8 protein-coding genes are annotated in these 12,292 nt (G+C 57.4%); 7 read left to right on the top strand and 1 reads right to left on the bottom strand.

Annotated elements, in window-relative coordinates; all coding sequences use genetic code 11:
* Positions 1-49: 49 nt before the first annotated feature.
* A complete protein-coding gene (gene recN, locus FHL07_RS19395; protein ID WP_095002544.1) occupies positions 50-1,732 on the bottom strand; it encodes a DNA repair protein RecN in 1,683 nt (560 codons plus the stop codon).
* 252 nt (positions 1,733-1,984) lie between these two features.
* On the opposite strand from recN, the gene grpE reads away from it, so the two are divergent.
* The 7 genes from grpE (at position 1,985) to greA (ending at position 12,023) form a co-directional block, all read left to right on the top strand.
* Positions 1,985-2,539 carry a nucleotide exchange factor GrpE gene (grpE, locus tag FHL07_RS19390; protein ID WP_095002545.1) on the top strand — a complete coding sequence of 185 codons (555 nt, stop codon included), beginning with the start codon at positions 1,985-1,987 and terminating at the stop codon, positions 2,537-2,539.
* Positions 2,540-2,639: 100 nt separating this feature from the next.
* Positions 2,640-4,556 (top strand): molecular chaperone DnaK, encoded by a 1,917-nt coding sequence (gene dnaK, locus FHL07_RS19385; RefSeq protein WP_095002546.1) that lies wholly within the window; start codon positions 2,640-2,642, stop codon positions 4,554-4,556.
* A 320-nt stretch (positions 4,557-4,876) separates the two neighbouring features.
* Positions 4,877-6,001: a molecular chaperone DnaJ gene (dnaJ, locus tag FHL07_RS19380; protein WP_095002547.1), complete on the top strand. Its 1,125-nt coding sequence runs from the start codon at positions 4,877-4,879 to the stop codon at positions 5,999-6,001.
* 10 nt (positions 6,002-6,011) lie between these two features.
* Complete coding sequence (gene dapB / locus FHL07_RS19375; protein WP_138738794.1) at positions 6,012-6,818, top strand: 4-hydroxy-tetrahydrodipicolinate reductase; 807 nt, start codon at positions 6,012-6,014, stop codon at positions 6,816-6,818.
* Positions 6,819-7,077: 259 nt separating this feature from the next.
* Positions 7,078-8,214: a glutamine-hydrolyzing carbamoyl-phosphate synthase small subunit gene (gene carA / locus FHL07_RS19370; protein ID WP_016783446.1), complete on the top strand. Its 1,137-nt coding sequence runs from the start codon at positions 7,078-7,080 to the stop codon at positions 8,212-8,214.
* Positions 8,215-8,328: 114 nt separating this feature from the next.
* Complete coding sequence (gene carB / locus FHL07_RS19365; RefSeq protein ID WP_095002549.1) at positions 8,329-11,550, top strand: carbamoyl-phosphate synthase large subunit; 3,222 nt, start codon at positions 8,329-8,331, stop codon at positions 11,548-11,550.
* Complete coding sequence (greA, locus tag FHL07_RS19360) at positions 11,547-12,023, top strand: transcription elongation factor GreA (RefSeq protein WP_016783444.1); 477 nt, start codon at positions 11,547-11,549, stop codon at positions 12,021-12,023. Before carB ends, greA begins: the two co-directional genes overlap by 4 nt.
* Positions 12,024-12,292 lie beyond the last annotated feature (269 nt).

Below are 12,292 nucleotides of genomic sequence, written 5' to 3'. Positions count from 1 at the left end.
GGGCCGCCTTCGTGCTTTCTGATATCGGTTATTTCATGACCGTTCGTCGTTAAGCTGCAAGATTTTTTGCAGTGATCACCATTTTTTTGGCGTGGGCCAGGGATTCCTTGGTCAGGTCGATACCGCCAAGCATGCGGGCGACTTCTTCTACGCGCTCTTTTTTGCTCAGTTTGGCCACGGCCGTGCGGGTGGTATCGCTCTCGCGAACCTTATGGACAAACAGATGTTGATGGCATTGCGCTGCCACTTGCGGCAAGTGAGTGACCGTCAGCACCTGGCCGCGTTCGCCCAGGCGGCGCAGCAGTTGCCCGACGATCTCGGCAGTGGGGCCGCCAATGCCCACATCCACTTCGTCGAATACCAGGGTCGGTACGCGGGACGTTTGTGCAGTAATGACCTGAATGGCCAGGCTGATACGCGACAGTTCGCCGCCCGAGGCCACTTTGGCCAGGGCTTTGAGCGGTTGGCCGGGGTTGGCGCTCACCAGCAGTTCAACGTGTTCGAGGCCGAAGGGCGCCGGGTCGCTGCTGGCTTGCGGGCGCAGTTCGATCACAAAGCGGCCGCCAGGCATGCCCAGGCGCTGGATCTCTTCTTCGACGGCACTGCTCAGGCGTGTCGCGGCCAGGTTGCGCAGGTTGCTGAGTTCGCGGGCGCACTCTTGATAGTGGCGGGCATAGGAGGTCAGCTCATTGGCCAGACGCTCGATATTTTCATCATTGGCGTTGAGTGTTTCGAGCTCATCCAGCAATTTTTGCTGCAAGGCGGCCACTTCGGTGGGTTGAACCCGATGTTTGCGTGCCAGGGTATAAATGGTGTCGAGGCGCTCCTCGAGATACTGCAGGCGGCCCGGGTCGGCATCGAAGTGATCAATAAAGCGGTTGAGCTCACCTACGGCCTCTTCGACCTGAATCTGTGCGCTGGCCAGCAGGTCGGTGGCTTCGCCCAGTGAGCCGGAGTTGCTGTTGATGCTCGAAAGCCGATTGAGGCTGGCCGTCAATGCATTGAGCACGTTGCCGGAATCGCTTTCGCTGCATTGCTCGACTACCTGGCGGCAGATGGTCAGCAGGGTTTCGGCGTTGGTCAGGTTTTTATGTTCCTGCTCCAGCTCTTCCAGTTCGTTTTCTCCCAGCGAGAGTGTCTCCAGCTCTTCAAGCTGATAGCTGAGCAACTGATGGCGCGCGCGCTGCTCGTCGCCGGAGTTGGACAGGTGCTCAAGCTCTTGTTTGGTCTGGCGCCAGCGTTGTGCCGCCAGTTGTACCTGGCGGGCCAGGTCGGTGGCACCGGCGAACTCGTCGAGCAGGCGACGATGGGTATCGGGCTTGAGCAGCGACTGGTGTTCGTGCTGGCTGTGGATATCGATCAGCAGCTCGCCCAGGACCTTGAGGTCGCCCTGGGGGCAGGGCGTGCCGTTGATATAGCTGCGCGAGCGGCCTTCGGCGGTGATGACCCGGCGCAGGATGCACGGGCCGTCGCCTTCAAGGTCGCGCTCGGCCAGCCAGGCACGGGCTTCGGGGATATCCTGCAGGTCGAACGTGGCCAGGATATCGGCCTTGTCGGCCCCGGGGCGCACGACGCCGCTGTCGGCGCGGTCGCCCAGGGTGAGGCCCAATGCATCGAGCATGATCGATTTGCCGGCACCGGTCTCGCCAGTGATTACACTCATCCCGCGATCCAGTTCCAGATCGAGATGTTCAACGATGGCGTAGTTGTGTACGGACAGGTGCACCAGCATGGGAGCTGCTCCAAAACGTAATGTCTGGTTATTTATACAGTGTTTTGTTTCGTGCTGACAATGGCTGTGTTTAGTTCGATTTGCTTGTTTTATTCGGGTTCTTAGCTCGTTTGGTTTTTTCGGCAGTGGGAGGGTGGTTCGCCAAACATGCCTTTTATGGGTTTTTGGCTCTTGAACCTGAGAATTGCGACCCCATATACCTTGGCACAAGCGCGAGTCGAGCTCGCGGACGAAGTTTGAAAGGAGAAATCTATGGCAGACGAACAGACTATGGATACGCAGAACCAGGAAGCCGAAGTAGCTGGCGAAGATCTGGCAACCCGCGTGCAGGTGCTTGAAGAGCAGCTGGCAGCCGCTAACGATCAGGCTCTGCGCGTAGCTGCCGATCTGCAGAACGTTCGCCGCCGCGCCGAGCAGGACGTTGAGAAGGCTCACAAGTTTGCACTGGAAAAATTCGCTGGCGACCTGTTGCCGGTGATCGACAGCCTGGAGCGCGGTCTTGAGCTGTCCAGCCCGGACGATGAAAACATCCGTCCGATGCGTGAAGGGATCGAGCTGACCCTGAAAATGTTCCAGGACACCCTGAAGCGCTATCAGCTGGAAGCCATCGACCCGCACGGCGAACCCTTCAATGCCGAGCATCATCAGGCGATGGCAATGCAGGAAAGCGCAGACCTGGAGCCAAACAGTGTGCTCAAGGTGTTTCAAAAAGGTTATCAGCTCAATGGTCGCTTGCTGCGCCCGGCTATGGTCGTAGTCAGCAAGGCGCCAGCGCCGGTTTCGCCATCGATTGACGAGCAGGCTTGAAATCGGCCACAAGGCCCCCATTTAGAAGTCAAGCGTTAAGCAGTGCCGCAGTTGGTCATTACTGCTGCGGCAACAAAATTCAAATTTAGGGAGAGTAAACATGGGCAGAATTATCGGTATTGACCTCGGGACCACCAACTCGTGTGTGTCGGTTCTGGAAAACGGTAAAGCAAAAGTTATCGAAAACGCAGAAGGCGCGCGTACTACGCCGTCGATCGTTGCGTACGCCAATGATGGCGAAATTCTGGTTGGCCAGTCGGCCAAGCGTCAGGCAGTGACCAATCCGCATAACACACTGTACGCGGTGAAGCGTCTGATCGGTCGTCGTTTTGACGAAGAAGTTGTACAGAAAGACATTCAGATGGTTCCGTACAAGATCGCCAAGGCTGACAACGGCGACGCCTGGGTTGAAGTGAACGGCCAGAAAATGGCTCCGCCACAAATCTCGGCTGAAATTCTGAAGAAAATGAAGAAAACCGCCGAAGACTACCTCGGCGAGCCAGTGACTGAAGCGGTAATCACCGTTCCGGCCTACTTCAACGACAGCCAGCGTCAGGCGACCAAAGACGCCGGCCGTATCGCGGGTCTGGACGTAAAACGCATCATCAACGAACCAACCGCAGCTGCTCTGGCTTACGGTATGGATAAAGCGAAAGGCGACCACACTGTCATCGTTTATGACCTGGGTGGCGGTACTTTCGACGTGTCGGTCATTGAAATTGCCGAAGTGGATGGCGAGCACCAGTTTGAAGTGCTGGCAACCAACGGTGACACGTTCCTGGGTGGTGAAGACTTTGACATCCGTCTGATCGACTACCTGGTTGACGAGTTCAAGAAAGAAAGCGGCATGAACCTCAAAGGTGACCCGCTGGCGATGCAGCGTCTGAAAGAAGCTGCGGAAAAAGCCAAGATCGAACTGTCTTCGAGCCAGTCGACTGACGTGAATCTGCCTTACATCACTGCAGATGCCACCGGTCCTAAACACTTGAACGTGAAAATTTCGCGCGCCAAGCTGGAATCGCTGGTTGAAGACTTGGTTCAACGCACCATCGAGCCTTGCCGCATCGCGCTGAAAGACGCCGGTATCGACGTTGGCGCAATCAACGACGTGATCCTGGTCGGTGGCCAGACTCGTATGCCGCTGGTACAGAAGCTGGTAACCGAGTTCTTCGGCAAGGAAGCACGTAAAGACGTGAACCCGGACGAAGCTGTTGCAATGGGTGCTGCTATCCAGGGCGCGGTATTGGCCGGTGATGTTAAAGACGTTCTGTTGCTGGACGTGAGCCCGCTGACTCTGGGTATCGAAACCATGGGTGGCGTAATGACTGCCCTGATCGAGAAAAACACCACGATTCCTACCAAGAAATCGCAAGTGTTCTCGACTGCAGACGATAACCAGGGCGCTGTGACCATTCACGTGCTGCAAGGCGAGCGTAAGCAAGCTGCACAGAACAAGTCGTTGGGCAAGTTCGACCTGGCTGACATTCCACCTGCTCCACGTGGCGTGCCTCAGATCGAAGTGACCTTCGACATCGATGCCAACGGCATCCTGCACGTAAGTGCAAAAGACAAGGCGACTGGCAAGTCTCAGTCGATCGTGATCAAGGCTAACTCGGGTCTGTCCGAGGAAGAAATCGCTCAGATGGTTCGCGATGCCGAGATCAACGCTGAGGAAGACCGCAAGTTCGAAGAGCTGGCAGCTGCACGTAACCAGGGCGATGCACTGGTTCACTCGACTCGCAAAATGATCGTCGATGCTGGCGATAAAGTGACCGAGGAAGAGAAAGCTGCAATCGAAGCTGCTGTAGTTGCACTTGAAACCGCTGTTAAAGGCGACGACAAGGCGGCTATCGAAGCCAAGGTTGAAGAGCTGTCCAAGGTATCGGCTCCGGTTGCACAGAAAATGTACGCCGAGCAGGCGAACCCGGCAGACGCAGCGGCCAAGCCAGCTGATTCGGCTGAAAAAGCGGACGACGTTGTCGACGCTGAGTTCGAAGAAGTAAAAGACAACAAGTAATCAGCTTGTTTGTCGCCCGGTTGACCGCGCTTGCGCGGTGACTGGTAGGATGTCGCCGCGCGGGAGCTTGCTCCCGCGTTGGCGTGTCTGGAGTACCGAAATTTTTACAGCATGCGACAAAGTCGAATGCTGGCGGTTTGGTCTGGATCTTTTCTGTTTTCCGGCCTGAAGTAACCGCTCCTGGCGGCCAATGCATTGGCTGTTAAACACAAACCTATATCGTTGAAAAGACGTGAGTCGGGTCTGATCCTTTTCGGGCTTGGCGGGTTTGGCGAGGCTCGGGAGGGTTTTGTCGAACGTCCTTGAGAGTGCAAAGAATTATGGCAAAGCGCGACTATTACGAAATTTTGGGTGTTGAACGCACCTCGACCGAGATAGAGCTGAAAAAGGCTTATCGTCGCCTGGCGATGAAGCATCACCCGGACCGTAATCCGGATGACAAGGCTTCGGAAGAATTGTTCAAAGAGGCCAACGAGGCTTACGAGGTTCTGTCGGACTCCAGCAAACGTGCTGCTTACGATCAATACGGTCATGCCGGTGTTGATCCACAAATGGGCGGCGGCGGTGCAGGTTTCGGCGGTCAGAACTTCTCCGATATTTTCGGTGATGTGTTCAGCGACTTCTTTGGCGGTGGTCGTGGCGGCTCCCGGGGTGGCGCTCAGCGCGGTAGCGATTTGCGCTACACGCTGGAGCTGGATCTGGAAGAAGCCGTACGCGGTACTACGGTCAATATCCGCGTTCCTACACTGGTCAATTGCAAACCATGTGACGGTTCGGGCGCCAAGAAAGGTTCTTCGCCTGTGACCTGTACCACCTGTGGCGGTATTGGTCAGGTGCGCATGCAGCAGGGTTTCTTCGCGGTTCAGCAGACTTGCCCGCGCTGCCACGGTCAAGGCAAGGTGATTTCTGATCCGTGCGAGAGCTGCCGTGGTGAAGGCCGCGTAGAAGAATACAAAACCCTTTCTGTGAAAGTGCCGGCTGGTGTTGATACCGGTGACCGCATTCGTCTGTCGGGCGAAGGCGAGGCGGGCGTGCAGGGTGGGCCTACGGGTGACCTGTATGTGGTGATCGATGTGCGCGAGCACGCGATTTTCCAGCGCGACGGCAAGCATCTGTTCTGTGAAGTGCCAATCAACTTTGCCGACGCTGCGCTGGGTGCTGAAATTGAAGTGCCGACACTGGATGGTCGGGTCAAGCTGAAAATCCCGGAAGGCACACAAAGCGGCAAGCAGTTCCGTTTGCGTGGCAAGGGTGTGGCCCCTGTACGGGGTGGCGGTGCTGGCGACTTGATGTGCCGTGTGGTGATCGAAACCCCGGTCAAGCTGAGCCGCCGCCAGCGTGAGCTGATGGAAGAGTTCCGCACCACGCTGGAAGGTGACAGCAGTCACTCGCCGAACGCCACTGGCTGGTTCGAAGGCGTAAAGCGTTTTTTCGGCGACCTGTAAGGAGCGGTAGATGCGACGTATAGCTGTGATGGGCGCTGCCGGGCGCATGGGCAAGACCTTGATCGATGCGGTGCAGCAGCGTTCGCCGCTGTGCGGGCTGACGGCGGCCATCGTGCGTCCTGGCAGCTCCCTGGTGGGGGCTGATGCCGGTGAGCTGGCTTCTATCGGGCGCATCGGCGTGCCGTTGTCCGAAAGCCTGCAAGCGGTCGCGGCTGATTTCGACGTGCTGATCGACTTCACCTTGCCTGAAGTGATGCTCGCCAACCTGGCGGTGTGTCGCAAATTGGGCAAGGCCATGGTCATTGGTACGACGGGGCTGAATGCCGAGCAGAAGCAGTTGCTGGTCGAGGCTGGCCTGGATATTGCGATTGTCTTTGCTTCCAACTTCAGTGTCGGCGTCAACCTGTCGTTCAAGTTGCTGGATATGGCAGCGCGGGTGATGGGTGAGGATGCCGATATCGAAATCATCGAAGCTCATCATCGGCACAAAGTCGACGCGCCTTCGGGTACCGCGATGCGCATGGGCGAGGTGATTGCTGATGCGCTGGGTCGTGACCTGCAAAAGGTTGCGGTCTATGGTCGTGAAGGCCATACCGGTGCCCGTGAGCGCGAAACCATCGGTTTTGCCACGGTGCGCGGCGGTGATGTGGTGGGTGATCACACGGTCTTGTTCGCCACTGAAGGCGAGCGCCTGGAAATTACCCACAAGGCATCCAGCCGCATGACCTTTGCCAAGGGCGCTGTTCGTGCTGCTCTCTGGCTGCAAGGGCGCGAGCCTGGCCTGTATGACATGCAGGATGTGCTCGACCTGCGCTGAGTAACCTCTGTAAAATCGGGCTGTTGGCGCGCCAGTAGCCCGATTTTTAACCGCTAAGCGATGTTCTGTCGCATTCCCCTGTCTTTTAGACTCTTTAGCGGTAGACCAAAAAAGCCTTTTTCTGTAAGCTACAGCTTTAGTGTGTCCACTAAAAGCGCGCAGATAATTCGATGAAGAAGCGGGGTGACGTGTCCATACGTCACTCCGCTTTTTTACAACCTGCGATCGCCCTTTCAGGCTTTATTTACGGGAGGTCTTCTTGACTAAGCAAGCCATACTCGCCCTCGCTGATGGCAGCATTTTTCGCGGCGAAGCCATTGGGGCCGACGGTCAAACCGTTGGTGAGGTGGTGTTTAACACCGCAATGACTGGCTACCAGGAGATCCTGACGGATCCTTCCTACGCTCAGCAAATCGTGACCCTGACTTACCCGCATGTTGGCAACACCGGTACTACCCCGGAAGACGCCGAGTCTGATCGTGTCTGGTCCGCAGGTCTGGTAATTCGTGATCTGCCGCTGGTTGCAAGCAACTGGCGCAACACCATGTCGCTGGCCGACTACCTGAAAACCAACAATGTTGTGGCTATCGCCGGTATCGACACTCGCCGCCTGACGCGCATCCTGCGTGAGAAAGGCGCGCAGAACGGTTGCATCATGGCGGGCGACAACATTTCTGAAGAAGCTGCCATCGCAGCGGCCCGCGGCTTCCCGGGCCTGAAGGGCATGGATCTGGCGAAAGTCGTCAGCACCGAAAAAGCCTACGAGTGGCGCTCCAGCGTCTGGAACCTGGCTACCGACAGTCACCCGACCATCGAAGCCAGCGAGCTGCCTTACCACGTGGTCGCTTATGACTACGGCGTAAAGTGGAACATCCTGCGCATGCTGGTTGAGCGCGGCTGCCGCGTGACCGTGGTTCCGGCACAGACTCCGGCCAGTGACGTTCTGGCACTCAACCCGGATGGCGTGTTCCTATCCAACGGCCCGGGTGACCCTGAGCCTTGCGACTACGCGATCACAGCAATCAAGCAAGTGCTGACCACCGAGATTCCGGTTTTCGGTATCTGCCTGGGTCACCAGCTGCTGGCCCTGGCCTCCGGCGCCAAGACCGTGAAAATGGGTCATGGCCATCACGGTGCAAACCACCCGGTTCAGGATCTGGACACCGGTGTTGTAATGATCACCAGCCAGAACCACGGTTTTGCGGTAGACGAAGCGAGCTTGCCAGCCAATGTGCGCGCCATCCACAAGTCGCTGTTCGACGGCACCCTGCAAGGTATCGAGCTGACCGACAAAAGCGCTTTCAGCTTCCAGGGTCACCCTGAAGCAAGCCCTGGCCCGAACGACGTTGCACCGCTGTTCGATCGCTTCATCAATGAGATGGCCAAGCGCCGTTAATCAGCCTCCTTTTGCAGCGCCCTGTGGCGGCCCCGAATCTCGGTGGCCCCCAGGGGGCTTCAGGAACCTGATTGACAGCTTGCCGACTGACCTGCGGATTTGAGTGACAAACCCATGCCAAAACGTACAGACATAAAAAGCATCCTGATTCTCGGCGCTGGCCCGATTGTTATCGGCCAGGCGTGTGAATTCGACTACTCCGGCGCCCAGGCCTGCAAAGCCCTGCGCGAGGAGGGTTACCGCGTCATCCTGGTGAACTCCAACCCTGCCACTATCATGACCGACCCGGACATGGCTGACGCCACGTACATCGAGCCGATCAAGTGGCAGACCGTTGCCAAGATCATCGAAAAAGAGCGTCCGGATGCACTGCTGCCAACCATGGGCGGCCAGACAGCTCTGAACTGCGCGTTGGACCTGGAGCGCGAAGGCGTGCTCGAGAAGTTCGGCGTAGAAATGATCGGCGCCAACGCTGACACCATCGACAAAGCTGAAGACCGTTCGCGTTTCGACAAGGCCATGAAGTCCATCGGCCTGGATTGCCCGCGCTCCGGTATCGCCCACACCATGGAAGAGGCCAATGCGGTCCTCGAGCGACTGGGCTTCCCGTGCATCATTCGTCCGTCCTTCACCATGGGCGGCACCGGTGGCGGTATTGCTTACAACCGTGAAGAGTTCGAAGAGATCTGCACCCGTGGTCTGGACCTGTCGCCAACCAAAGAGCTGCTGATCGACGAATCCCTGATCGGCTGGAAAGAGTACGAGATGGAGGTTGTCCGCGACAAAAAAGACAACTGCATCATCGTTTGCTCGATCGAAAACTTCGACCCGATGGGCGTGCACACCGGTGACTCGATCACCGTTGCTCCGGCACAGACCCTGACGGACAAGGAATACCAGATCATGCGTAACGCCTCGTTGGCGGTACTGCGTGAGATCGGCGTTGAAACCGGCGGTTCCAACGTTCAGTTCGGTATCTGCCCGGACACCGGCCGTATGGTCGTGATCGAAATGAACCCGCGTGTATCGCGTTCGTCGGCGCTGGCATCGAAAGCCACCGGCTTCCCGATCGCTCGTATCGCTGCCAAATTGGCGATCGGTTACACCCTGGATGAGCTGCAAAACGAAATCACCGGCGGCGCTACGCCTGCGTCCTTCGAGCCGTCCATCGACTACGTTGTGACCAAGCTGCCGCGCTTCGCTTTCGAGAAGTTCGCCAAGGCTGACGCCCGTTTGACCACACAGATGAAATCTGTGGGCGAAGTCATGGCCATCGGCCGGACTTTCCAGGAATCCCTGCAAAAGGCCCTTCGCGGTCTGGAAGTAGGTGTCAGCGGTCTTGATCCAAAGCTGGACCTGAGCAACCCGGAAAGCATGGCCGTGCTCAAGCGCGAGCTGACCGTGCCGGGCGCCGAGCGTATCTGGTACGTGGCTGACGCGTTCCGCGCCGGCATGACCGTTGAAGATATCTTCGGCATGAACATGATTGACCCTTGGTTCCTGGTACAGATCGAAGATCTGATCAAGGACGAAGAAAAAATCAAGACCATGGCCCTGTCGTCGATCGATCGCGACGCCATGTACCGCTTCAAGCGCAAGGGCTTCTCCGACGCGCGTCTGGCCGTTCTGCTGGGTGTGACCGAGAAGAACCTGCGTCGCCACCGCCACAAGCTGGAAGTGTTCCCGGTCTACAAGCGCGTTGACACCTGCGCAGCCGAGTTCGCTACCGACACCGCCTACATGTACTCCACCTACGAGGAAGAGTGCGAGGCCAACCCTTCGGATCGTGACAAGATCATGATTCTGGGCGGTGGCCCGAACCGTATCGGCCAGGGTATCGAGTTTGACTATTGCTGCGTTCACGCCGCTCTGGCGCTGCGTGCCGACGGTTACGAGACCATCATGGTCAACTGCAACCCGGAAACCGTTTCCACCGACTACGACACTTCGGATCGTCTGTACTTCGAATCCGTAACCCTGGAAGACGTGCTGGAAATCGTGCGTGTCGAGAAGCCAAAAGGCGTGATCGTCCAGTACGGCGGCCAAACCCCGCTGAAACTGGCGCGTGCCCTGGAAGAAGCCGGCGTGCCGATCATCGGTACCAGCCCTGACGCGATCGACCGTGCAGAAGACCGTGAGCGCTTCCAGCAGATGGTTGAGCGCCTCAACCTGCGTCAGCCGCCTAACGCTACTGTGCGCAGCGAAGACGAAGCCATTCGTGCCGCTGGCAAGATCGGTTACCCGCTGGTTGTTCGTCCTTCCTACGTGTTGGGCGGCCGTGCGATGGAAATCGTTTACGAAGAAGACGAGCTCAAGCGCTACCTGCGTGACGCAGTGAAAGTGTCCAACGACAGCCCCGTGCTGCTGGACCACTTCCTCAACTGCGCCATCGAAATGGACGTGGATGCTGTCTGCGACGGTACTGATGTAGTGATCGGCGCAATCATGCAGCACATCGAACAGGCTGGCGTTCACTCCGGTGACTCCGCTTGCTCGCTGCCGCCGTACTCGCTGCCGCTGCACATCCAGGACGAGATGCGCGAGCAGGTCAAGAAAATGGCTCTGGAGTTGGGCGTTGTCGGCCTGATGAACGTGCAATTGGCTCTGCAAGGCGAAGATATCTACGTGATCGAAGTGAACCCGCGTGCATCGCGTACCGTTCCTTTCGTCTCCAAGTGCATCGGTGTTTCCCTGGCGATGATCGCAGCTCGCGTAATGGCCGGTAAAACCCTTAAGGAAATCGGTTTCACCAAAGAAATCATTCCTAACTTCTACAGCGTGAAAGAGGCGGTCTTCCCGTTCGCCAAATTCCCGGGTGTTGACCCGATTCTCGGCCCTGAGATGAAGTCCACCGGTGAAGTGATGGGCGTGGGCGATACCTTCGGCGAAGCGTTTGCCAAGGCCCAGATGGGTGCAAGCGAAGTGCTGCCGACTGGCGGTACTGCTTTCATCAGCGTGCGCGACGACGACAAGCCGCTGGTGGCCGGCGTTGCCCGCGACCTGATCAACCTGGGCTTTGAAATCGTTTCGACCGTTGGCACTGCCAAGTTCATCGAAGCAGCAGGCTTGAAAGTACGTCGTGTGAACAAGGTGACCGAAGGTCGTCCGCACGTTGTCGACATGATCAAGAACGACGAAGTAACCTTGATCATCAACACTACCGAAGGACGTCAGTCGATTGCTGACTCCTATTCCATTCGCCGCAACGCGCTGCAGCACAAGATCTACTGCACCACGACTATTGCTGCTGGCGAAGCGATCTGTGAAGCGCTTAAATTCGGTCCTGAAAAAACCGTACGTCGCTTGCAGGATCTACACGCAGGATTAAAGGCATGATCAAGTACCCAATGACGGTCCAGGGCGCCAAAGCCCTGGAAGAAGAACACGCACATCTGACCAAGGTTGTTCGTCCCAAGCTGAGCCAGGATATCGGCACGGCGCGTGAGCTGGGCGACCTTAAAGAAAACGCTGAATACCATGCTGCCCGTGAGCAGCAGGGTATGGTTGAGGCGCGTATCCGTGACATCGAAGGCCGCATGCAGAACGCGGTGATCATCGATGTAACGACTATTCCTCACACCGGTAAAGTGATTTTCGGTACCACGGTCGAGATCGCCAACGTTGAAACTGACGAAAGCGTGACCTACCAGATCGTTGGTGAAGATGAGGCTGACTTCAAGCTCGGAAAGATCTCCGTTGGTTCGCCACTTGCCCGTGCCTTGATTGCCAAGGAAGAGGGTGATGTGGTGGCGGTGAAAACACCGGGCGGCGTCATTGAGTACGAAATTGTCAAAGTAAGTCACATCTAAGAAGAGCGCCCGCCGTGTGCGGGCGCACTTTTTTGGCGGTCGGCCCGGGTGTTCCGGGTTGGCGGCCTGTGGTTGTTGCACACAGAATTGTTTGCCGGTGCTGGCCGCAATGCGGTTGGCAGCGAAGCTGTTGAAGTGGCATGGAGCAATTGGGGAAGTAGTGCGTTGGGCGTCTCTGGCTGCCTGATGCGTTGCGCGGGCAGTGCTTGCATGACTCTCGGGCTTTGGCCCTGGAAGAGTTTCAGGGCGCGCCAGGCGCACCCTTGACC

Source organism: Pseudomonas sp. FSL W7-0098, from assembly GCF_005930585.1.
In the GTDB taxonomy this organism is placed as follows: Bacteria; Pseudomonadota; Gammaproteobacteria; order Pseudomonadales; family Pseudomonadaceae; genus Aquipseudomonas; species Aquipseudomonas bubulae.
Note: the sequence above shows the minus strand (reverse complement) of the source record. Positions and strands in the feature narration are given on the sequence as shown.

Excerpts from the sequence above, each read along its gene's own strand:
- greA (WP_016783444.1), top strand. The coding sequence starts at position 11,547 with ATGATCAAGTACCCAATGACGGTCCAGGGCGCCAAAGCCCTGGAAGAA.
- dnaK (WP_095002546.1), top strand. The coding sequence starts at position 2,640 with ATGGGCAGAATTATCGGTATTGACCTCGGGACCACCAACTCGTGTGTG.
- grpE (WP_095002545.1), top strand. The coding sequence starts at position 1,985 with ATGGCAGACGAACAGACTATGGATACGCAGAACCAGGAAGCCGAAGTA.
- dapB (WP_138738794.1), top strand. The coding sequence starts at position 6,012 with ATGCGACGTATAGCTGTGATGGGCGCTGCCGGGCGCATGGGCAAGACC.
- recN (WP_095002544.1), bottom strand. The coding sequence starts at position 1,732 with ATGCTGGTGCACCTGTCCGTACACAACTACGCCATCGTTGAACATCTC.
- dnaJ (WP_095002547.1), top strand. The coding sequence starts at position 4,877 with ATGGCAAAGCGCGACTATTACGAAATTTTGGGTGTTGAACGCACCTCG.
- carB (WP_095002549.1), top strand. The coding sequence starts at position 8,329 with ATGCCAAAACGTACAGACATAAAAAGCATCCTGATTCTCGGCGCTGGC.